Genomic DNA, 22,094 nt, shown 5'->3' with positions numbered 1-22,094 from the left:
TTGGGAGTGGGCTCTCAACGGAAGACGGTGGGAGCGACGGTGCTGTCTGTCACGGACCGCGTAGGGTCGTCGTCCTCTCCAGTGTGTCCGCTGCCTTGAGCAGCGCCGCAGCCAGTTCCCGCGCCTGAGCGATCGCCAGGCCGCGACCGTCGTACTCAACGGTGGCCTCCCCGTCCGGATCGGGCATGCCGTCCGGCGTCATCACCGCCATGACGCACACGACCTCGGCCGTGTCGCTGGCGTGGATGACGAAGCCCTCCTGGTTCCGCAGGTCGGCGATGTGCTCATCCTTGGAGACCGTGCACCACTCCGGACAGACGATCTCCGGGGGAGTCGTGGTGGCAACGACGTAGGGCGCGGCGCTCATCGCCGAGCCTGTCGCAACGGCGTGGCACTCTCGCGGCCAAGCTCGAACGCCTGACGGATGTGGCGGTTCTGTTCCACGAGGTAGTGCCGGACCGTCGCGGTTGCCGCTACGGCAGCAACTGCGACGCCGACCTGGCCGAGGTGTTCCATGCCGAGCACCCAGCCGAGGGTCACCAAGGTCGCAACCACGACCCACAGAAGACACGCCGCCAGCCAGCCTGCACTCACTTCGCGGTCGATCATCGCTGGATCGCCTCCAGCCACTCGGCCGCCTGCTGCGCGTCTTCGGCAAGGGCGCGAACACCGACGAGCGTGAGAGAGAGCTGATCGGCGTCCATCCAGGTCGTGACTTGGCCAGTGACGGCGTCGGTCGCCCCAAAGCAGCCGAGGTGGCCAAAGCGGGGTCCGATGTGGCTGCGTTCTAGCGTTGGGCCGGCGTCGCCGTCGCAGGCTTCCCAGTCGCCGTGATCGCGGTGCACGTCGCTGGTGTCAACGCACCAGGGCGGACATTCGAGGTGCAGGGGGTTGTCGGTTGCTGCGGTCATGCCGAGTCCTCTCAATCGGTAGTGTTCTGAACACCTTGGAGTGAGGTTTCGGCACAGGAATCGTCAATCCAAGGTATTGCACCCCACGACGCTCACCACCTGTCCGCTGGCTTTGCTGAACCGCACAGCGTTCACTCGTTCCTAGTGCGCGACTACCTGGAGTGAGCCGAGGAGCCCCCGCGGAGGTACGCCGAGCGCCAGCGAGGTGTGCCGGAGCGAGGCACCGCAGCGCTGGCTCCGAGGGCAGGTTGGAGTGAGCCGAGGAGCCCCGCGGAGGTACGCCGAGGCCTGCCGTAGCGGCTGCGGGGGTCTCGACACGGCCTCGCCGGAGCTCGGCCGGCTCGACCAGCAAGGTGTGGATCTCCAGCCGACCCGGCCGGTCAGTACGAGTGGCTCGTTGGTCAGGCGACGGTGACGAGGGTGACGGCGACGGCGGAGATGCCGAGGCCGACCCACTGGGCGCGCCAGACGTGCTCGCGCAGCACCAGGCGGGCCAGCAGCACCGTGAAGGCGGGGTAGAGGGCCGCGACCATGACCGCGGCCAGGGTCAGCAGGCCGGTCTGCACCGCGAGCGTGTAGCCCAGCATCGCGACCGTGCCCAGCGCCCCGGCGACCAGTCCCCAGGCGTGCACGCGGTGCGTCGGGCGCAGCGGGGCGGCGTACGCCAGCCCGAGGCCGACGGCCGCCACCAAGGTGCCGGTCTGGGAGGTCGCGATCGGCCAGAAGCCGGCCGACTCGGGTACCTGCCCCAAGCCGATGAAGAGGATGCCGAAGCCGGCACCGGACAGCAGGCCGTCACGCAGGCCTTCGGCCAGCTTGGTCTCGCCGGGCTCCTGGGCCACCAACCAGACGCCGGGCAGGGCCAGCACGATGCCGCACCAGGCGAGCAGCGGGGGCCGTTCGCCGAGAGCGAACCCGACCGCCACCGGCAGCAGTGCGGCGCCGACCGCCGACACCGGACCGACCACGCCGAGCCGCCCGGCGGCCATGCCGCGGTAGAGGTAGGCCACCCCGAGTCCGCCGCCGAGGCCCGCTGCGAGGCCCCAGCCGAGGTCGACCGCGGTCGGGTCACCGGGGCGCCACAGGCCGAGCCCGACGGCGCCGACCAGGCCGCCGACGGCGGAGAGGAGCGTCACCGGCCAGGGCGACGTACGCCGCGACGCGACGCCGCCGACGAAGTCGGAGACGCCGTAGGCCATGCCCGCCAGCAGCGCGAAGCCCACGCCCAGCAGTGACACGTCCCACTCCTTCGCTGCAGACGGCGATGGCCCCGGGCCGTGCCCGGGGCCATCCCTGGAAGATCAGTGGGTCAGCGTGGTGACTGGCGCAGCGCGGCGCCGCACGCCGACCCGGCGCTCAGGCGCCGTGCTCGCCCTCCGGCGCGATCGCCGGGGTCTCGTCGAGCTTGTCGGTCTCGTCCTGGACGTGCACCGCTACCTCGCGGATCTTGGCGTCGTGCTCGCGGCCGTGGTGGGCGCAGAACAACAGCTCGCCACCGGTGGAGAGCTCCACGCGGATGTAGGCCTGGGCGCCGCACCGGTCGCAGCGGTGCTCAGCGGTCATCGGGGCGTTGGGAGCGACTGTGGTCGTCACATCTGCCTCTTTCCATCGGTCGGTGCCGGTACAACGTAGCGGCCGGTGCAAATGATTCCCGGACGCCTGTGGTGTTCGGCATGTCCATCAAACCACGCCCCTGGGGGCCGTTGACGGCTTTTCCACGCGGCGAAACACCACCGTGATGTGAAGTTGTTCCCGCTGTCGTGTGTCGCTGTCCTGCACGGCCCGAGCCGGTCCGGTCATGGTGGCCCCGGTCACGTGGTGTGCCTGCGACGAGCCCCGGCGTGTCGCAGGTAGATTCGGACACGCACGTTCGCATCACTCATGCACCACCCAGGAGCCGATCATCGCCGACCACACCTACGACGCCGCCCACCTGCTCGTGCTGGAGGGCCTCGAGGCCGTCCGCAAGCGGCCCGGCATGTACATCGGCTCCACCGACACCCGCGGTCTCATGCACTGCCTGTGGGAGATCATCGACAACGGTGTCGACGAGGCGCTGGCCGGCTACGCCCACCGCGTCGAGGTGACGCTCCACGAGGACGACTCGGTCGAGGTGCACGACGACGGCCGCGGCATCCCCACCGACAAGGAGCCCAAGACCGGGCTGCCGGGCGTGGAGGTCGTGGCGACCAAGCTGCACGCCGGCGGCAAGTTCGGCGGCGGCTCGTACGTCGCCACCGGCGGCCTGCACGGTGTCGGCCTGTCAGTGGTCAACGCACTCTCCTCGCGGATGGACATCGACATCGACCGCTCGCCCTCGCAGAAGGGTCTCTCGTTCCAGCGCGGCGTGCCGGGCATCTTCGACGGCGAGGGCCCCACGGCCGGCTTCGAGGCCAAGTCGGGGCTCACCCGCACCGGCAAGCGGGTCGCGAAGACCAAGTCCGGCACCCGGATCCGGTTCTGGCCGGACCGGCAGATCTTCACCCGCGACGCGAGGTTCGAGATCGACGGGCTGGTGCAGCGCGCCCGCCAGACGGCGTACATCGTCCCGGGACTGGAGCTGGTCGTGCGCGACCTGCGCGGCCCGGAGCTCTTCGAGGAGAAGATCCGCCACGACGGCGGCATCGCCGAGATGGCCGAGGCGCTGAGCCACGGCGAGCCGGTCACCGACGTGCTGCGGATCCAGGGCGAGAGCAAGTTCACCGAGACCGTGCCGCTGCTCGACGACCAGGGCCACATGACGCCCCAGGAGGTCGAGCGCGACCTGACCGTCGACATCGCGCTGCGCTGGGACACCGGCTACGAGGCCGAGAACCGGTCCTTCGTCAACGTGATCGCCACGCCCAAGGGCGGCACGCACGTGCAGGGGTTCGAGGCAGCACTGACCAAGACCTTCAACGAGGCGATGCGTGCGAGCAAGGCGCTCAAGGTCAACGACGCCGACGTGGTCAAGGACGACATCCTCGAGGGCCTGACGGCCGTGGTGACGGTGCGGCTGGCCGAGCCGCAGTTCGAGGGGCAGACCAAGGAGATCCTCGGCACGCCCCAGGTGCGCACCGGCGTACGCAAGGTCGTGTCGGAGGAGCTGAAGAAGTTCCTCACCTCCACCAAGCGTGCGGAGAAGGCGCAGGCCAAGCGGCTGATGGAGAAGGTCGTCTCGGCCTCCAAGACGCGGCTCACGCTGCGCCAGCAGAAGGAGAACCAGCGCCGCAAGAACGCGCTGGAGTCCTCCTCGCTGCCGGAGAAGCTCAAGGACTGCCGCAGCAACGACATGGAGAGGTCCGAGCTGTTCATCGTCGAGGGCGACTCGGCGATGGGCACGGCCAAGGCGGCCCGCAACTCGGAGTTCCAGGCGCTGCTGCCCATCCGCGGCAAGATCCTGAACGTGCAGAAGGCCTCGATGGGCGACATGCTCAAGAACGCCGAGTGCTCCTCGATCATCCAGGTCGTGGGCGCGGGCTCGGGGCGCACCTTCGACATCGACGCCGCCCGCTACGGCCGGATCATCTTCATGGCCGACGCCGACTCCGACGGCGCGCACATCCGGTGCCTGCTGGCGACGCTGTTCTTCAAGTACATGCCCGAGATGGTCGCCGCCGGTCGCGTCTACACCGCCGTGCCGCCGCTGCACCGCATCGAGCTGTCCAACCCGAAGAAGGGAATGGACAAGTACGTCTACACCTATTCCGACGACGAGCTGCAGCGCAAGCTCGCCGAGCTGAAGAAACGATCCGTGCGCTGGAAGGAGCCGGTCCAGCGCTACAAGGGCCTGGGCGAGATGGATGCCGACCAGCTGGCCGAGACCACCATGGACCCGCGCCACCGCACGCTGCGGCGCCTCACCGTCGACGACGCCGAGGCCGCCACGAACGTCTTCGAGCTGCTGATGGGCTCCGAGGTCGCCCCGCGCAAGGACTTCATCGTCCAAGGTGCCTACGAGGTCGACATGGAGGCGCTCGACGCATGAGCGGCGCCCGCGTGGAGATCACCTACTGCGTGCGGTGCCAGTGGCTGCTGCGGGCGCAGTGGTACGCCGGCGAGCTGCTGCAGACCTTCGCCGAGGAGGTCGGCGAGGTGGCGCTGCGGCCGGGCACCGACGAGCGTGACCAGGGCGTTTTCCGCGTCGTCGTCGACGGCACGGTGGTGTGGAACCGCAAGCGAGACGGTGGGTTCCCCGACATCGGCGAGCTCAAGCGGCGCGTGCGCGACCACGTCGCGCCCGAGCGGTCGCTGGGGCACCTGGACCGCGCCGCGGACTGATCATGGACGTGGGCAAGGCGCGGACCGCCGTCGGCAAGGCGATCAAGGCGCGCGGCGCGAAGTCGCGACGCGGTCATCTCCGCTGGGGGGTCGGCGACCTGTGGTGGTACCTCGACGCACTCGCCGAGGGCGTGGGGCCGCAGGCGCCGCTGCGCCTGGAGGTGGGGTGCTGGGTGCCGGCGCTGCCGCCGGAGCCCGAGGGCGGCGCGGTCGACTGTCCGCTGCTCGCGGAGTTCCCGCTCGGTGAGGACCCGGTCGCCGCCACCGAGCAGGTGCTGGACCTGGTCGGCGGCATCGGCGACCTCGCCACGCTCGGCGAGCGGCTGGGGGAGTTCCCCGACCCGCTGGTCGACGCGGCGCTGCGCGAGCTGCTCTGAGCCTCGCTCAGACCTTCTGGGTCAGCGTCCCGGTGTCGACGTCGTAGAGGAACCCGGCCACGCTCACCGAGTCGGGGACGAGCGGGTGCTCGCGCAGGCGGCGTACGTCGTCGGCGAGCGCGGCGTCCTGGTCGTCGGTGACGGGCAGCGGCACGTCGGAGACGTCCTGCCCCGAGGCGTCGGCGAGCTTCTGCCGCAGCTCGGCCTCGGTGTTGCTCGCGACGGCGCAGCGGGTGTGGGGGACGACCATGATCCGCTCGACGCCGAGCAGGTGGACGCCGAGCACCATCGCCTCAAGGGCGGCGTCGGTGACGCGGCCGCCGGGGTTGCGCACGATCTTCGCGTCGCCGATGCCGAGCCCGACCATCGCCAGCGGGTCGATGCGGGAGTCCATGCAGGTCACCATGCCGACCCGGGCGGCGGCCGCGCCGGGCAGGCCGCTGCGGTCGAACTCCTCCGCGAAGGTCTGGTTCGCGCTCAGCAGGTCGTCGAAGTTGCTCATGGGGTCAGGTTAAGCGGTCCATCGCAACAAGCGTTCTTGCGGTCTCCGAGGGTGGGCGACGACGAATTCGCTTGTGACGATCACATGCGCAGCGCGTCCGCGGTGCGTACGCCGCGGGTCGGGGCCCCGCGGAAGAGCACCAGCGCGGCGAGAGCGGCCAACGCGGCCGTGGCGGCGGCGCCGTAGAAGACGGTCTGCTCCTGCACGATGGCCAGCTCGACCGGCGACAGGCTCGGGTCGGCGCGCTGGGCCTCGTAGAAGCGGTTGAGGCCCCACGTGGTGAGCACCGAGATCCCCACCAGCATGCCGACCATGCGTGCGACCACCACGAGTGCGCTCGCGAGGCCGTGGACGTGGTGGCGGGTGGTGGCGAGCATGGCTGCGTTGACCGGGGCCAGCGCGACGCCGAAGCCGAGCCCGGCGACGACCAGCGGCACGTTGGACACGGCCGACTCCAGGGCCGTCTCGTCCCACTGCGCCATCCACCAGAAGCCGACGGCACCGGCGAGCAGGCCCACCGCGGCGATCGGGCCCGCCGGCAGTCGGCGCAGCAGCCAGCCGCCGATCACGGCCCCGATCGGCAGGGCGGCGAGGAAGCGCAGCAGGATCAGGGCCGCGCCGAGCTGTGACTCGCGTTGGGTGGTGGTGCGGGCGAAGAGGGGGATGTCGACCAGTGCGGCGATGAGGGCCCAGCCGATCAGGAAGCTCACCACCAGCGATCCCCAGGCCGCGACCGCCGACAGGTCGCGCGGCTGCACGATGGGGGCGGGCGTGCGCCACACGTGGATGCCGAACACCACCGCCGCGGCCGCCGAAACGAGCAGGAACCACGTGGCCTGCTCGTGCAGCACGGCCACCTCGGGATCGGCGGTGGCGAAGGCCAGCACGACGCCACCCAGCGCCACGGCGAGGAGTACGGCGCCCCGCAGGTCGGCCTCGACCATCGCCCGCAGCGCGGAGCGCAGGTTGATCAGCGGTCGGGCGGCGAGCAGGCTGCGGGCGAGCAGCACCAGGCCCGCGCCGACGGTGATGGCGCCGATGGGCGTGATCCACCGGCTGTCGGTCTCGACGTAGGGGACGAAGAGCTCGCCCCAGCGCAGGCTGCGTCGTAGCGCGATCGGCTCGACGAAGAGCACGAGTCCCGCGACGACGGTGGTCGCGAGCGCGGCGATCGAGAGGAGGTCGGGCAGGGGCCTCGAGCGGCGGCCGTCCGGTGGGTCCACCGCTGTCGGGCGGTCGCCGCGATGACGGCCGAGCGTCCGCACGGCGGCGGCCAGCAGCAGGCCGACGGCCAGGTTGATCGCAAAGATCCCGTGCCAGCTGGTGAAGGTCAGCACCAGCGCCCCGAAGAGTGGTCCGAGGACCGCGCCGAACTCCTGCACCGCCGAGACCAGCCCCAGCGGCATGCCGCGCCGTTCGACCGGGTAGAGCGCCGCGACCAGCGCCATCGTCGCCGGCACGAGGCCACCTCCGCCGACGCCCTGGAGGAAGCGACCGGCAACCATCGTGGCCAGGTCGTAGGAGACCGCCGTCAGCAGCGAGCCGACCGCGAACACCACCAACGAGGCGACCAGCACCGGCACCTGGCCCCGGAGGTCGGCGATGCGGCCGATCAGCGGCAGCATCGCGACGTAGCCCAGCAGGAAGCCCGAGACGATGGGTGCCGCGCGCTGCAGCTCGGTCACCTCGATCTGGGCCGAGGCCATCATGTCGGGCAGCGCCAGCACCACCACGTAGGTGTCGATGGCGGCGAAGCCGACCGCGGCCGCGCACAGCGCGAGCAGGACGCGGGAGCCCCGGTCGGGGCCGGCGACGGTCGGGGAGGTCACGGCCGGCCCTAGACGGGCGGCTGGATGTCTGCCTCGACGTCGTACGCCGGCACGTCGAGCACGTAGGTGAGCTCGGTGCCGGTGTCGTAGACGTCGCCGGTCACGGTCGCCTTGCGCAGCGCACCGTCACCGTCCACGGCGTACTCGACGGTGAAGTCCTGGCCACCGGCGGAGGGGATGACGGCGCCGACCTGCTCGGCGGTCACCGTGCCGTCGTAGTAGCAGAGCGTGCGGCTCGCGTCGCCCTCGTCGCGCTGCAGTTCGCCGTCGCTGAGCTCCTCGGTGCCGACCAGCAGCGTGGACAGGCCGTCGGCGGCGAGCAGTCCGTTGATGTCGGGCAGGTTGAACTGGCTCGGGTCGACCGTGGTCCAGTTCGTGAACAGCGGCGGGGCCTTGACCCACAGCGTGTCGCCGATGCCAACGGCTTCGCCGGAGCCGGCGCCCAGCGGGGTCTGCACGGTGAAGTCGCCGCGGAAGGCGTCGGGGCGCACCACCGTGAGGTCGGCCGTGACCAAGCCGGTGCCGTCGACCTCGTCGTCGGTGCCGAGCGTGAACTCCGCCCCCGAGGTGTCGTCCAGGACGCCCTTGGCGGTCTCCATCGCCGCCTCGGGCGCCGCGCAGTCCTCACCGGACTCCGAGGAGCCGCCGTCACCGCCTCCGCCGACGCAGCCGGAGAGGCCGAACACTGAGACGAGGCCGACCACCGTGCCGGCGGTCCAGCGCTGGAGCATCATGCTCACACCTTGGCACATCACTGGGAGTCCCGGTCGCCGGTTCTCGCGGGCAGGTTCGCGGACAGCGGGCCGGCGCAGGCGATGATCGGCTGCGAGCCGGGCACGCCGGACCCGTCGCGGCGCCCCTCGGCGGCGGGCAGGTCGACCGGGGCACCGCTGCTGGCCGTGGCGCGTGCCGGAGCAGGGCCGGCCCAGGCGAAGACGAGGGCGTCCTCGCCCTTGAGGAACCGGTGGCAGCGGACGCCGCCGGTGCCGCGACCCTTGGCGGGGTACTCCGAGAAGGGGGTCACCTTGACCGCGCCGGCCTCGGTGCCGGGCAGCGAGGAGGACGAGCCCGACGAGGTCACGACGACCGGGCCGTCACCGTCGGCGTCGGTGGCGACCGTCCCGAACCAGGCCACCCGCTCGCCGTCGCCGATGCGGACGCCGGCGATGCCGCCACCGCTGCGCCCCTGGGCACGCACGCCGTCGGCGGGGAAGTGCAGCAGGCGCGCGTCGGCGGTGATGAAACACAGCTCCTCCGAGCCGGTCCTCAGCTGGACCGCGCCGACGACCTCGTCGTCGTCCTTGAGGGAGATGACGTCCCAGTCGTCCTTGCCCAGCACCTCGGGCCGGACCCGCTTGACGATGCCGTTGCGGGTGCCGAGCGCCAGTCCGGGGCCGTCCTCGGCGAGGGTGCACAGCGCCAGTGGGCGTTCGTCGGACTCCAGCGAGAGCACCTCGGTCAGCGGTACGCCGCCCTGCAGGTTGGGCTCGTTGGCCGAGGCCGGGATGGCGGGCAGCTCGAGCACCGACAGCCGCACCAGTCGTCCCGTCGAGGTGAGGACGCCCACCTCGCCGCGAGCCGTGGTCGGCACCGCGGAGACGACCACGTCGTGGTTGGCGCGGGCGCCGCCGGCGCCGACCTCCTCGCCGTCCGCGGTCCGGGCCAGGAGGCCGGTCGCGCCCAGCAGTGCGAAGCACGGGTCGTCGGGGACCTCCAGCGGAGCGGCCGCCGCCTGCACGGCCTGGCTGCCGGCGGTCTCCAGCAGGACCGTGCGGCGGGCGTCGCCGTAGGTCTTGGCGACCTCGGCGAGCTCGTCGGAGACCGTCCTCTTCAGCAGCTCGTCGTCGGCCAGGATCGCCTCGAGCTCCTCGATCTCGCGCTGGAGGTCCTCCTGCTCCTTCTCCAGCTCCAGCCGGGAGAACTTGGTCAGCCGGCGCAGCTGCATCTCCAGGATGTAGTCGGCCTGCCGCTCGCTGAGGTCGAAGACCTCCATCAGCCGCTGGCGTGCGGTCGCCGCGTCCTCGCTGGAGCGGATCACCTGGATCACCTCGTCGATGTCCAGCAGCGCCAGCAGCAGCCCCTCGACGAGGTGGAGCCGGTCGGTGCGCTTGCCGAGGCGGTAGCGGGAGCGGCGGCGTACGACGTCGTAGCGGTGGTCGAGGAAGACCTCCAGCATCTGCTTCAGCGTCAGCGTCTTGGGCTGGCCGTCGACCAGCGCGACGTTGTTGATGCCGAAGCTGTCCTCCATCGGTGTCTGCTTGTAGAGCTGCTCGAGCAGCGCCTCGGGGACGAAACCGTTCTTGACGATGATCTGCAGCCGCAGGCCGTGCTCGCGGTCCGTGAGGTCCTTGACGTCGGCGATGCCCTGGAGCTTCTTGTTCTGCACCAGGGTCTTGATGCGCTCGATGACCTTCTCGGTACCCACGCCGTAGGGGAGCTCGGTGACCACGATGGCCTTGCGGCGTCCGACGGGCTCCACCCGCGCGGTCGCGCGCATCTTGAAGCTGCCCTTGCCGGTCTCGTAGGCGTCGCGGATGCCGTCCAGTCCCACGATCTTGCCGCCGGTGGGCAGGTCGGGCCCGGGGATGAACCGCATCAGGCCCTCGACGCCGGTGCCGGGGTGCTTGATCAGGTGGCGCAGCGCCTGGACGACCTCGACCAGGTTGTGGGGCGCACAGTTGGTTGCCATGCCGACCGCGATGCCGGTCGTGCCGTTGACCAGCAGGTTCGGGATCGCCGCGGGCAGCACCGACGGCTCGAACTCGCGGCTGTCGTAGTTGGCCCGGAACTCGACGGTGTCCTCGTCGATGGAGTCGGTCATCGCCATCGCCGCGGGCGCCATCCGGCACTCGGTGTAGCGCATGGCCGCCGGAGGGTCGTCAGGAGATCCGAAGTTGCCGTGGCCGTCGACCAGGGGGAGCCGGACCGACCAGGACTGCGCGATGCGGACCAGGGCGTCGTAGATGGCGCCGTCGCCGTGGGGGTGGAGGCGACCCATGACCTCACCGACGACACGGGCCGACTTCACGTGGCCGCGGTCGGGGCGGAGGTTCATGTCGGTCATGGTGTGCAGGATCCGCCGCTGCACCGGCTTGAGGCCGTCGCGGGCGTCGGGCAGGGCCCGGGAGTAGATGACCGAGTAGGCGTACTCGAGGAACGAGGACTCCATCTCGTCCCGGATGTCGGTGTCGAGGATGTGCTCCTCGAAGTCCTCGGGCTCCACTTGCTTCGTGCTACGACGTGCCATGGGCGCCATTGTTCACCGCGGCGCCGACGGGCCCGCGCTCGGCACGCCCGCCGGGGGTGCCTGCCTGTAGATTTTCCCTGTGAGTCGCGACAAGCAGGACGCCATCTCCACCGACGAGATCCCGGTCCCCCCGAAGCACTGGGCCGCCGACGTCATCCTGCGCGACGGACGCACCGCCCACATCCGGCCCATCAACGCCGATGACGCCGAGCTGCTGGAGGACTTCTACTCCCGCGTCTCGGACCAGTCGAAGTACTACCGGTTCTTCAGCCCGATGCCACGGCTCTCCGACCGCGAGGTGCACCGGTTCACCCACGTGGACCACACCACGCGGGTCGCGCTGGTGATGACGGTCTCGCAGCAGATGATCGCGGTCGGACGCTACGAGCCGGTCGCCGACCACGAGGCCGAGGTCGCCTTCCTCGTCGAGGACGAGCACCAGGGTCGCGGCATCGGCCAGCTGCTCCTCGAGCACCTCGCCCAGGCGGCACGGGAGAACGGCATCGAGCGCTTCACCGCCGAGGTGCTGCCCGACAACACCCGGATGATCCAGACCTTCCGCGACGCCGGCTTCCGCACCGTCAGTGGCTACTCCGACGGCGTCATCACCCTCGACTTCCCGATCGACGCCACCGACACCGCCATCGGGGTGATGCACAACCGGGAGCACCGCGCCGAGGCGGTCTCCATCCACCGGTTCTTCCACCCGCGCTCGGTGGCGATCATCGGTGCCAGCCGTCGCCAGGACACGATCGGTCGGCTGCTGGTGCACAACCTCGTCACCGCCGACTTCACCGGCCGGGTGTACGTCGTCAACCCGACCGCCGCCGCGGTGTCGGGCATGCCGGCGTACGACACGGTCAGCGACATCCCCGACGACGTCGACGTGGCGATCGTCGCCGTGCCCGCCGACAAGGTCAACGACGTGGTGCTCGACTGCGCCGCCAAGGGCGTGCACGGCATGGTCGTGATCTCGTCGGGCTTCGCCGAGACCGGGGAGGAGGGGCGCGGGCGGCAGCGGCACCTGGCCGGGCTGTCGCGCTCCTACGGGCTGCGCCTGATCGGACCCAACTGCCTGGGCATCATCAACACCGACCCCGAGGTGCAGGTCAACGCCTCGCTGTCCTCGGTGATGCCGGCCCGCGGCCGTGCCGGGTTCTTCTGCCAGTCCGGTGCGCTGGGGTCGGCGATCCTGGAGACGGTGCGCAACCGCGGCCTGGGCATCTCCACCTTCGTCAGCGCCGGCAACCGCGCCGACGTCTCCGGCAACGACCTCCTGCAGTACTGGGAGGAGGACGACGCCACCGAGGTCGTCATGATGTACCTGGAGTCCATCGGCAACCCGCGCAAGTTCTCCCGCATCGCCCGCCGGGTCTCCACGCGCAAGCCGATCGTCGCGGTCCGCTCCGGTCGCACCACCCAGGGCGTGCCGATGGGCCACAGCGTGCGCCGCATCGACGCCCCCTCGGCGGCCGTCGACGCGATGTTCCGGCAGGCCGGCATCATCCAGGTCGACACCCTCGAGGAGATGTTCGACGTCGCGCAGCTCCTGGCCCACCAGCCGCTGCCGCGCGGCGCCAAGGTGGCCATCGTCGGCAACTCCGACGCGCTCGGCCTCCTCGCCGGCGACGCCGCCTCCGCGATCGGCCTCACCGTGACCCACACCGCGGCCCTCGGTGCCGATGCCACCGCCGACGACTTCGAGGACGCCCTCGACGAGGCCATCGACGACCCCGAGGTCGACTCGGTGGTCGCGGTCTACATCCCGCCGCTCAACGTCTCCGGCGAGGAGGTCGCCAACGTGCTCGCGGCTGTGGGGGAGCAGTCCGACAAGCCGTTGGTCTCCTCCTTCCTCGCCGCGGCCGGCATCCCCGAGCTGCTGCGGGTCCCCGACGTCGCGGGATCGACCGCGGGCCGCGGCTCGGTCCCGTCCTACCCGGCCGTGGAGGGCGCCGTCCGCGCGCTCGCGCGCGTGGTGGAGTACGCCCTCTGGCTCCGCGAGCCGGAGGGCACCGCGCCGGAGCTGCGACCCATCGACGTGCACGGCGCGCAGAGCATGGTGCACAAGGTCCTCGACGCCGCCGACGAGGTCGAGCTCGACGACGAGCAGCTCACCCAGCTGCTGGCGGCCTACGACATCGAGCTGTGGCCGCAGTACGCCGTCGGCAGCCTCGAGGAGGCCGTCTCGCGGGCCGAGGAGCTCGGCTGGGACGTCGTGCTCAAGGCCACCCAGGAGTCGATGCGCGACCGGCCCGACCAGGCCCACGTGTGGCGCAACATCGACACCGAACACGAGATGGGGGAGGCCTGGCAGTCCCTCAACCTCGTCGTGCCGCGCGGCACCCCGGCCGAGTTCGTCATCCAGCAGACCGCACCGCCCGGCGTACCGGTCTCGATCCGGTGCTTCGAGGACAGCCTCTTCGGCCCCGTCGTCTCCTTCGGCGTCTCCGGCCCCGTCGTCGAGCTGCTCGGCGACCGCGCCTACCGGATCCCGCCGCTGGGGCAGAAGGACCTCTCCTCGATGGTGCGCGAGATCAAGAGCTCGCCGCTGCTGTTCGGCTACCGCGGCGCCGAGCACGTCGACGTCGCCGCCATCGAGGCACTCATCGCCCAGGTGGCGGAGATGAAGGACGACCTGCCGCAGATCAAGGCGCTCGACCTCTCACTGGTGCTGGTCGGCGTCGAGGGCCTGCAGGTGCTGACCGGCTCGGCGACCCTGGCCCGGGTGACCGACCCCCGGCCCGACTCCCACGTGCGCCGGATGCCCGACGTCACCGCGACGCTGCCGCAGTGACAGGATCGGGGCATGGCTGTGCGTGACAGGGGCATCGGTCGCGACCGTGCGGGGTCGCTGCGCAAGGCGCTGGACCGCACCGGGTTCTACCCGGAGGTCGTGGCGGAGGCGGTCGACGAGTCGTTGGCCGGCGAGGCCGTGGTGTCCTACTACGTCCACCACGAGCCGACCTTCGACCGCGACGAGGTGCGCCGCCACCAGAGCGTGCTGGTGCTCACCCCCAGCCGGCTCCTCTTCGCCCACACCGACGAGCACGCCGGCGACGACCTGCTGCCCGAGCCCTACACCTCCACCACCACCGAGGCGGTCAGCCTGGACTCGGTGAAGTCGGTGGTCATCACCCGGATGAGCACCGACCCCAGCGGCGGACCGAAGCCGCCCGCCGAGGCGTTGGTGACCATCGGCTGGGGTGGTGTCGGCCGGGTCGAGCTCGAGCCCGCCGCCTGCAGTGATCCGCAGTGCGAGGCCGACCACGGCTACACCGGCGTGCTGAGCTCGGACGACTTCTCGCTGCGGGTCTCCGCCGCCGCCGACGGGCCCGACGCCGTCGACGGACTGCTCGCCTTCGCCGGCGCCCTCTCCGCGAGCACCCACGGATGACCACGCCGCCGGGGCCGCCCCCGCACGACTGGTGCGAGCCGGCGTACGGCGACCGGTCGCTGGGGGACGTCGTCCCCGCCGTGGCGCGGGCACTGGGCCGTCCGATGGCCTCCTGGCCCACCGGCCTGGAGCTGCCCGAGGCCGCCTCCTACGTGGTGTTCCTCGTCGACGGGCTCGGCCACCGGCTGCTGGAGAGGTACGCCGCGGCCGCGCCGTACCTCTCCTCGCTGCTGGCGGCCTCGACCCCGGCGACCGCCGGTGTGCCGTCCACGACCGTCACCAGCCTCAGCTCGCTCGGCACGGCGCTGACGCCCGGCGGACACGGGCTGGTCGGGTTCTCCTCGCGGGTGCCCGGCACCGACGAACTGCTCAACGCGCTGCTGTGGGACGCCGACGTCGACCCGCAGGAGTGGCAGCCGCACCCGACGGCGTTCGGGACGCTGCAGGCCGCGGGCGTGCAGGTCAGCGTGGTCAGCGAGCGCAAGTTCGAGCACAGCGGCCTCACGGTCGCCTCCCAGCGCGGCGGCACCTTCGTCGGCGCCGACCGGGTCGGTGAGCGGATCGCCGCCGTGGCGCAGGTGTCGGCGGAGCGGCCGTCGCTGACCTATGTCTACGACGGTGACCTGGACTGGACCGGTCACCGGTGGGGTGTCGCGTCGAGCCAGTGGCTGCAGCAGCTGGCGATGATCGACGCCGAGGCCGAGCAGCTCCGCGAGGCGCTGCCCGCGGACCGTCGCCTCGTGGTCGTGGCCGACCACGGCATGGTCGACGTGCCGGACGGCTCCCGCGTCGACGTGGCCGACCACCCCGAGCTCTCCGACGGCGTGGCCCTCGTGGGCGGCGAGGCTCGCTTCCGCCACCTCTACTGCCGCGGCGGTGCCGTCGAGGACGTCGCCGCCGCCTGGCGCGCCACGCTGGGGGAGCGGGCTGAGGTCCTGACGCGCCCCGAGGCGATCCGGCGCGGCTGGTTCGGCGCCGTCGACAGCACCGTCCTGCCGCGCATCGGCGACGTGGTCGTGGCCTGCAGCGGGGACACCGCCGTGCTGTGCAGCGACACCTTCCCCTACGAGCACCACCTGGTCGGGATGCACGGCTCGCTGACTCCCGCGGAGATGCTCATCCCGGTCCTGGTCGACTGACCCGACGCTGCCATCGTCGCCTGCCGGTCACCGGTCGGTCGTACGCGTGGCAGGATCGGCCGCGTGGCGGAACTGACCTTCTGGACCGGGACGATGGATGCGGGGAAGTCCACCCTCGCGCTGCAGACCGACCACAACCACGCCGCGCGCGGGCGGATCGGGCGGCTCTTCACCTGCCAGGACCGGGCCGGGGACGCCACGGTCTCCTCCCGGCTCGGGCTCACCCGCACCGCGGTCGAGGTCGCGCCCGACTTCGACTTCTGGCGCTACACCGTCGACGCGCTCACCCGCGGCGCCCGGATCGACTACTTCGTCTGCGACGAGGCGCAGTTCTACGAGCCGCAGCAGATCGACGCCCTCGCCAAGGTCGTCGACGAGCTGCAGATCGACGTGTTCTGCTTCGGCATCCTCACCGACTTCCGCACCCGGCTCTTCCCGGGGGCTGCCCGGCTGGTCGAGCTCGCCGACCGCACCGAGGTGCTCCAGGTCCAGACGCTGTGCTGGTGCGGGGAGCGTGCCACGCACAACGCCCGCACCGAGAACGGCGTCATGATCACCGAGGGTGAGGTCATCGTCGTCGGCGACGTCGCCGCGCCCGCGGAGACCGAGGTCTCCTACGAGGTGCTGTGCCGCCAGCACCACCGGCGGGGCATGACCGCCGCCCGCGCGCGGGCGGTGTCACTCGTCTCCGAGCCGCTCCCGTTCGGATAGTCCCTGACGAAAAGCACCTCGGTCGGGCCGATTCGGCTGCTTTTTGTCAGGGACTATCGCCTCAGCCGCGCAGGGCCGAGGCGAAGACCCCGGGGAGCTTGCGCCAGGCGGGGGCGGCGGCGAAGTCGACGAGGCGACGGCCGGTGGTGGCGGCAGTCTTGTTGTCGACGAACCACGGCGGGTTCGGCGTCAACGACATCTCGCGGTGCAGCACCGAGCGCGGGTAGGGGCGGAACGGGCCGCGGACGACGGTGCGCTCGGCGTCGGCGAGCAGCAGCGCGTTGTGCACCACGCCCCGGCCGGACTGCACGTCATCCAGCGGGTGGCCGGGGAAGGCTCCCCAGGTCGCGTACGGCGCGAGGTAGCCCACCGCGGTCCAGCAGTTCACCGCGACGGTGCCGTAGCGCAGGTCGGCCAGCAGCTCCTCGAAGCGGTCGGCGCCGATGGCCTGCTCGTCCTCGGGCCGGACGATGACGTTGGCGCCGAGCGTGCCGCGCAGCCGCTGGTTGGCGTGCTCGATCGCCTCGGCGAGGAAGTCCGCCCCGGTCCCGGCGACCTCGGCGACACCCAGCACGGGACCGAAGTACTCCTGGCTGAAGGCGCTCTCGGTGGCATCGGTGAGGTCGAGGCCGGTCAGCAGCGTGCGCTCGGGCGTCCCGCCGACCGCCTGCGTGCGGCCGGCGTACGTCGACCGGGCGGCCTCCGCGCGGTCGGCCATGCCGGGGTACCACGCCGGTCGCGCCGGGGCATCGGCCAGCGCACGGCGCAGCGCCGCCAGGAACTCCCTCTTCTGCGGCCAGTCCTCGCTGACCACGACGACCTGCGAGGCGACGCAGTTGGCCCCGGAGTTGTGCAGCCGCTGGGTGGCCACGTGCTGGGCCTGGAACTCCAGGTCGCGGCGTGACCACTCACCGGGCACCACGATCACCGGTGAGACACCGCCGAGCTCGCTGGAGATCGGCTTGGTCAGGCGGGGCGTGCCGGCCGACTTGTTGGCGTCCCCCTCCTCACCCGGCCCCCACACGATCGCGTCGTGCGTCTGCTCCGAGCCGGTCATGTGGACCGCGTCGATGCCCTCGTGTTGGGCCAGGATCCCGCCGAGCTCGACGTCACTGGTGAAGACCTGGACCGCGCCGACCTCGATGTAGGGCGCGAAGATCGTCTCGAGGACACCGAGCAGGTCGTCGGTGATCGGGTTGAGCTTGAGCGCGACCGACCGGTTGTCGGCGTGCAGCACGTAGAGCGCGTCCAGCGGCGCGATGGAGAAGATGTTGCCCGCCCCGAGCACCAGGCAGGTGCCCCGCGTCTTCTCCGGCTCCGCGCTGCCCAGACCGGCGTGGCGGCGTACGTCGTCCTCGGTGACGCCGGGCTCGCACCACACCTCGGCGGAGAAGCCCGACAGCAGCAGGCGGTCCCACGTGGAGTGGGGGAGCACCTCGACGGCCACCCGGTCGCCGGGCACGTCGCGGACGTCGAAGCCGTCGGTGGGACCGCGACCCCGCTCCATCCGCTCGAGGGTCTCGCTCAGGTGCTGGGCGTAGTGGACCGTGGCCCACGGCCCGGACATCCACTCCTCACCGAGCAGTGGCGAGTCGGCCGCCAGCCCCTTGATGCGGGCGGCGATCTCGACCCACTCGGCGGCGCGGGCGCGGGTGAGCCCGACGAAGCGCTGCAGCATCGCCCGGCGCTCGGCGACGCCGAGCCGCCCCCAGGCCTGTTCGCCCTCCCGCGCGCGGGTGACGATCCGCTCGGCGCGGTCACGGTTGTCGGTGCTCATGCGCGGCTCCCGGTGCGGATCATGTCGGCAGCCTTCTCGCCGATGAGGACGGTGGGGGCGTGGGTGTTGCCGTGGGTGATGCGCGGCATCGCGGAGGCGTCCACGACGCGCAGGCCCCGCACTCCGTGGACCCGGAGGTCGGCCCCGAGGACACCGTCGTCCTCGGTCCCCATCCGCGCCGTGCAGGAGGGGTGGAAGGTGTGGGTGACGTTGCGGCGGATCTCGGCCTCGACCTCGTCGCGCCCGGCGCCGACTCCCGGCCCCGGGTGCACCTCCTTGCCGATCGAGCCCTTGACCGCGTTGGTCGCGAAGACCTCCCGAGCCCGCTCGATGCCGGTGACCATGGCGTCCATGTCGGAGCGCTCGGCGAAGTAGTTGTGCCGCACCTTCGGCTTGTCGTGCGGATCGGCGCTGGCCAGCGAGACCCGACCCTCGCTCTCCGCGCCCACCATGGAGAGCCCGATGCACACCACGGGGCTCTCCTCGTAGGCGACGGTGCCGCCCTGCCAGAAGTAGACCGGGCCGGCGATCAGTTGCATGTACGGCGCCTCGTCGCCGTCGCGGGTGTGGAAGAAGCCGCCGACCTCGCCGACGTTGGAGGTCAGCAGGCCCTTGCGCGTGGTGAGGTACTGCAGCAGCGACTTCGGCTTCTCCGCCTCGAAGAGGGTGCCGGTGGCGCTGGTCTCGTAGTTCACGCAGTAGAGCGGGTGGTCCATCAGGTGGGCGCCGACGTGGTCGTTGTCCACGACCACCTCGATGCCGTGCTCGCGCAGGTGGTCGGCCGGGCCGATGCCGGAGAGCATCAGCAGCTGCGGCGTCTGGTAGGCACCGGCGGCGAGGATCACCTCCTTGGCGGCGTGCACCGTCCGGGTCGTCCCGTCGATCTCGACCTCCACGCCGGTGGCGACGTCCCCGGCGAGCAGGACGCGGCGTACGAACGCGCCGGTGCGGATGGTCAGGTTGGGCCGCTTGCGGTGCGGGCGGAGGTAGCCGTCGTAGGTCGTCCAGCGCTGGCCGGACTTCTGGGTCACCTGGTACTCCGCGACGCCCTCCTGGCGCTCGCCGTTGTAGTTGTCGATGCGCTCCAGCCCGGTCTCGACCATGCCGTCGAGCAGCTGCTCGCTCGCGGGGTTGAGCGAACGGTGGTACTCGATGTGCAGCGGGCCCGACCCGCCGTGGTGCTCGTCGGGGCCGAGCACGTGGTGCTCGGCGCGCTTGTAGAGGGGGAGGACCTCGTCGTAGGACCAGCCGGTGGCCCCGGCCTTGGCCCAGTTGTCGTAGTCGGACCGGTTGCCGCGCACCCACATCTGGGCGTTCATGCCGCTGCAGCCGCCGAGCATCTTGCCGCGCGGCTGGTAGATCTCGCGACCGTCGAGGTGCGGCTCGGGCTCGGTGTAGAACTCCCAGTCCAGGTCGGTCTTGAACTGCTTGGCGAACGCCGCGGGGACCTGCACGTTCATGTGCGGGCGGCTCCGGCCGCCGGCCTCGAGCACGAGCACGCTCACGCCCGGGTCCTCGCTGAGGCGGCCCGCCACCACGGCGCCGCCCGATCCGCTGCCGACCACGATGTAGTCGTAGGTCTCGCTCATGCGATGCGTCCTCTCCTCGACGGCTTCCACCGTGACACGCACCACAGCGCGGCTGCTTGTGACGTGCTCCACACCTCGCTAGCGTGCTTGTCTGCTGCCACAACGGCGCGCCGGTCGCTCGGGGGACGGGGCCGCAGGGCCTGTGGGGCAACACAACCCGGGGAGGAGCCGTGGCGCAGTCGGAGCTGGCCGCATGGCTGAGCGACTTCACCGAGGAGGCGCTGCAGCCGGCATCGGTCGAGCAGTTCGTCGACGAGATCGACGCCGAGATCCTCGACGCCGTGCCGGAGGTGGCCGCGGACCGGGTCCTGGTCGAGGAGCTCCACGCCTCCACGCGCGCCCACTGGCGCAACTTCCTGGTGACGCTCGCCGACGACTACCGGCTCGCCCTGCCGCCGGCGGCGGTGGCGCTGTCGCAGTCGATCGCGCGTCGGCACCTGGACATCAACGTGCTGCTCAAGATCTACCGCGTCGCCAACATGGGCGTGTTCCGGCACCTCACCGAGCGCACCCACGCCGACGCGCTGCCGGAAGGCCTGCCGCGCGACGAGGTCCTGGTCCACCTGTGGAACCGCGCCGCCCGCTGGATCGACGACTCCGTCGAGGACCTCATCGACGACTTCACCGCCGAGGTCGACCGGCTGCAGGAGGGCGCACTCGCCCGACGCGAGGAGACCATCGAGGCGTTGATCGCCGGGACCGACCCCGGCCCCGGCGCCGAGCAGGCGCTGGGGCAGCCGCTGGACCGGTGGCACACCGCCTTCGTGCTCTGGGCGGCCGAGTCCTCGTCCCAGGAGCAGCTCGCGCTCTCGGACACCGCCGCCCGGATGTGCGACGAGCTCGACCTCGGCCGGCCCCTGACGACCCTCGCCGGCAGTCGCGAGGTCTGGGGCTGGGTCTCGACGGTGACGGAGCCGGTGATCCCCGAGGCCGCTGCGCCCACGCTCGAGGCGCGGGGACTCCGCGTCGCCTGGGGCAGGCCCGCGCACGGTGTCGCCGGGTTCCGCACCACCCACCTGCAGGCCCGCGCCGCGCACCGCCTGGCACTGGCCGGGCAGGAGCCCGCCCAGCGCTACGCCGACCTCGAGCTGCTCGCCCTGGTGGGGGAGGGCGAGCTGACCAAGGAGATGGTGCGCCGGGAGATCGCCGGGCTGACCGGCGTACGCCGCGGCGACGAGGCGGTGCGTGCCACCGTGCTGACGCACCTGCGCAACGGGCAGGACGTCGAGTCGACCGCCCGGACGCACTTCATCCATCCCAACACCGTCCGTTACCGCATCGGCAAGGCCGAGAGTGCGCTCGGGCGCCGCATCGGTGACAGGCCCGCGCAGCTCGAGATCGCGCTGGCATGGCTCGCCTGGCACGGCCTCGACGCGCTGGGCTGAACGCCTCAGAAGGTGTGGTCGGCCCCCGGGAACGTGCCGCCCTTGACGTCGGCGTCGTAGGCGCGGGCCGCCTCGAGGAGCACTCCGTGCAGGTCGGCGTACTGCTTGACGAAGCGCGGCATCCGCCCGGTGCGGAGGCCGAAGGCGTCCTGCCACACCAGCACCTGGCCGTCGCACTCCACGCCGGCGCCGATGCCGATCGTGGGGATGGCCAGCTCCTCGGTGACGCGGGCGGCGACGTCGCCGGGCACCATCTCCATCACCACGGCGAACGCGCCGGCCTCCTGCACCGCGTGGGCGTCGGCGAGGATGCGGTCCGCCGTCTCGCCACGGCCCTGCACGCGGTAGCCGCCGAGCGCGTGCTCGGCCTGCGGCGTGAAGCCGATGTGGGCCATCACCGGAATGCCTCCAGAGGTCATCCGCTCGATCTGGGGCGCCATCTCCGCGCCGCCCTCGAGCTTGACCGCGTGGGCGAGGCCCTCCTTCATGAAGCGCGCCGCCGTCAGGTAGCCCTGCTCGGGCGAGGCCTGGTAGGAGCCGAAGGGCAGGTCGCCCACCACCAGCGCGCGCGAGGCCGCGCCGGCGACCGCACGGGTCAGCGGCAGCAGCTCGTCCACGGTCACCGGCAGCGAGGTCGCGTGCCCGTAGACGTTGTTCGACGCGCTGTCACCCACGAGGAGGACGTCGATGCCCGCCTCGTCGAAGGTCGCGGCGGCGTACATGTCGTACGCGGTGAGCATCGAGAAGCGCTCGCCGCGCTCCTTCATCTCCCGCAGGTGGGCGGTGCGGACCTTCGCCACCGGCTTCGCGGGCTCGGTCGGCTTCGCTGCTCCGGCGCCGTACGGCGCGGTCTCCTCGGCCATGGCGGCCTCCGTCTCTCTCGACTCGCGGCTCCGCCGGGGGAGTCCACGGACATGTGCACGGACCCCCCGAGGCTAGTCCGCGCGGCGGGTCGCGTGGGCGTGAGCCTCCT

The 22,094-nt window shown here is 71.6% G+C and carries 20 protein-coding genes; 8 read left to right on the top strand and 12 right to left on the bottom strand.

The annotated features are described in order from the left end of the window. Positions 1-49 precede the first annotated feature (49 nt). The 5 genes from KUV85_RS06770 to KUV85_RS06750 form a co-directional block, all read right to left on the bottom strand. The gene (locus tag KUV85_RS06770; protein WP_219962449.1) at positions 50-367 is read right to left on the bottom strand and encodes a DUF6907 domain-containing protein; all 318 of its coding nucleotides are present in this window, start codon (positions 365-367) and stop codon (positions 50-52) included. Then, the gene (locus KUV85_RS06765) at positions 364-609 is read right to left on the bottom strand and encodes a hypothetical protein (RefSeq protein WP_219962448.1); all 246 of its coding nucleotides are present in this window, start codon (positions 607-609) and stop codon (positions 364-366) included. Before KUV85_RS06765 ends, KUV85_RS06770 begins: the two co-directional genes overlap by 4 nt. Further along, the gene (locus tag KUV85_RS06760) at positions 606-911 is read right to left on the bottom strand and encodes a hypothetical protein (RefSeq protein ID WP_219962447.1); all 306 of its coding nucleotides are present in this window, start codon (positions 909-911) and stop codon (positions 606-608) included. The genes KUV85_RS06765 and KUV85_RS06760 overlap by 4 nt, the downstream gene beginning before the upstream one ends. Before the next feature lie 401 nt (positions 912-1,312). Then, complete coding sequence (locus tag KUV85_RS06755) at positions 1,313-2,149, bottom strand: DMT family transporter (protein ID WP_219962446.1); 837 nt, start codon at positions 2,147-2,149, stop codon at positions 1,313-1,315. A 118-nt stretch (positions 2,150-2,267) separates the two neighbouring features. Then, positions 2,268-2,474: a DUF7455 domain-containing protein gene (locus KUV85_RS06750; RefSeq protein WP_219962445.1), complete on the bottom strand. Its 207-nt coding sequence runs from the start codon at positions 2,472-2,474 to the stop codon at positions 2,268-2,270. A 235-nt stretch (positions 2,475-2,709) separates the two neighbouring features. Here KUV85_RS06750 and KUV85_RS06745 point away from each other — a divergent pair, with 235 nt between their 5' ends. The 3 genes from KUV85_RS06745 to KUV85_RS06735 are packed head-to-tail and all read left to right on the top strand — an operon-like array spanning position 2,710 to position 5,548. Then, entirely contained in the window at positions 2,710-4,878 is a 2,169-nt protein-coding gene (locus tag KUV85_RS06745) for a DNA gyrase/topoisomerase IV subunit B (RefSeq protein ID WP_219962444.1), read from the top strand. Further along, a complete protein-coding gene (locus tag KUV85_RS06740) occupies positions 4,875-5,171 on the top strand; it encodes a SelT/SelW/SelH family protein (RefSeq protein ID WP_219962443.1) in 297 nt (98 codons plus the stop codon). Before KUV85_RS06745 ends, KUV85_RS06740 begins: the two co-directional genes overlap by 4 nt. 2 nt (positions 5,172-5,173) lie before the next feature. Continuing rightward, positions 5,174-5,548 (top strand): hypothetical protein, encoded by a 375-nt coding sequence (locus KUV85_RS06735; RefSeq protein WP_219962442.1) that lies wholly within the window; start codon positions 5,174-5,176, stop codon positions 5,546-5,548. Positions 5,549-5,555: 7 nt separating this feature from the next. Here the strand turns inward: KUV85_RS06735 and KUV85_RS06730 are convergent, their stop codons facing one another. From KUV85_RS06730 to KUV85_RS06715, 4 genes are all read right to left on the bottom strand, one after another. After that, a complete protein-coding gene (locus KUV85_RS06730; RefSeq protein ID WP_219962441.1) occupies positions 5,556-6,050 on the bottom strand; it encodes a beta-class carbonic anhydrase in 495 nt (164 codons plus the stop codon). A gap of 80 nt (positions 6,051-6,130) precedes the next feature. Beyond that, positions 6,131-7,879, bottom strand: coding sequence for an MFS transporter (locus KUV85_RS06725; protein ID WP_219962440.1), 1,749 nt, complete (start codon positions 7,877-7,879; stop codon positions 6,131-6,133). Between the two features lie 8 nt (positions 7,880-7,887). After that, on the bottom strand, positions 7,888-8,613 hold the full coding sequence (locus KUV85_RS06720) for an LppX_LprAFG lipoprotein (RefSeq protein WP_219962439.1): 726 nt from the start codon (positions 8,611-8,613) through the stop codon (positions 7,888-7,890). Positions 8,614-8,630: 17 nt separating this feature from the next. After that, complete coding sequence (locus KUV85_RS06715; protein ID WP_219962438.1) at positions 8,631-11,126, bottom strand: DNA gyrase/topoisomerase IV subunit A; 2,496 nt, start codon at positions 11,124-11,126, stop codon at positions 8,631-8,633. A 79-nt stretch (positions 11,127-11,205) separates the two neighbouring features. On the opposite strand from KUV85_RS06715, the gene KUV85_RS06710 reads away from it, so the two are divergent. The 4 genes from KUV85_RS06710 to KUV85_RS06695 all read left to right on the top strand — a co-directional run bounded on the left by KUV85_RS06710 (position 11,206) and on the right by KUV85_RS06695 (position 16,370). Then, positions 11,206-13,920: a bifunctional GNAT family N-acetyltransferase/acetate--CoA ligase family protein gene (locus KUV85_RS06710; protein WP_219962437.1), complete on the top strand. Its 2,715-nt coding sequence runs from the start codon at positions 11,206-11,208 to the stop codon at positions 13,918-13,920. Between the two features lie 12 nt (positions 13,921-13,932). Further along, entirely contained in the window at positions 13,933-14,520 is a 588-nt protein-coding gene (locus KUV85_RS06705; RefSeq protein ID WP_219962436.1) for a DUF5998 family protein, read from the top strand. Continuing rightward, positions 14,517-15,659, top strand: coding sequence for an alkaline phosphatase family protein (locus KUV85_RS06700; protein WP_219962435.1), 1,143 nt, complete (start codon positions 14,517-14,519; stop codon positions 15,657-15,659). Before KUV85_RS06705 ends, KUV85_RS06700 begins: the two co-directional genes overlap by 4 nt. A 63-nt stretch (positions 15,660-15,722) precedes the next feature. Continuing rightward, positions 15,723-16,370: a thymidine kinase gene (locus KUV85_RS06695; RefSeq protein WP_219962434.1), complete on the top strand. Its 648-nt coding sequence runs from the start codon at positions 15,723-15,725 to the stop codon at positions 16,368-16,370. A 61-nt stretch (positions 16,371-16,431) separates the two neighbouring features. On the opposite strand, the gene KUV85_RS06690 is transcribed toward KUV85_RS06695, so the two are convergent. Together KUV85_RS06690 and KUV85_RS06685 are read right to left on the bottom strand one after the other, a co-directional pair. Further along, on the bottom strand, positions 16,432-18,147 hold the full coding sequence (locus tag KUV85_RS06690; RefSeq protein WP_219962433.1) for an aldehyde dehydrogenase family protein: 1,716 nt from the start codon (positions 18,145-18,147) through the stop codon (positions 16,432-16,434). Next, on the bottom strand, positions 18,144-19,736 hold the full coding sequence (locus KUV85_RS06685) for a GMC family oxidoreductase (protein WP_219962432.1): 1,593 nt from the start codon (positions 19,734-19,736) through the stop codon (positions 18,144-18,146). The genes KUV85_RS06690 and KUV85_RS06685 overlap by 4 nt, the downstream gene beginning before the upstream one ends. Positions 19,737-19,906: 170 nt before the next feature. Here KUV85_RS06685 and KUV85_RS06680 point away from each other — a divergent pair, with 170 nt between their 5' ends. Further along, positions 19,907-21,121 carry a PucR family transcriptional regulator gene (locus tag KUV85_RS06680; protein WP_219962431.1) on the top strand — a complete coding sequence of 405 codons (1,215 nt, stop codon included), beginning with the start codon at positions 19,907-19,909 and terminating at the stop codon, positions 21,119-21,121. Between the two features lie 5 nt (positions 21,122-21,126). Here KUV85_RS06680 and panB read toward each other — a convergent pair whose 3' ends face one another. Next, positions 21,127-21,984 carry a 3-methyl-2-oxobutanoate hydroxymethyltransferase gene (gene panB / locus KUV85_RS06675; protein WP_219962430.1) on the bottom strand — a complete coding sequence of 286 codons (858 nt, stop codon included), beginning with the start codon at positions 21,982-21,984 and terminating at the stop codon, positions 21,127-21,129. Between the last annotated feature and the right edge of the window lie 110 nt (positions 21,985-22,094).

The organism is Nocardioides panacisoli, assembly GCF_019448235.1.
In the GTDB taxonomy this organism is placed as follows: Bacteria; Actinomycetota; Actinomycetes; order Propionibacteriales; family Nocardioidaceae; genus Nocardioides; species Nocardioides panacisoli_A.
This window is presented reverse-complemented; position numbering and strand designations above follow the sequence as displayed.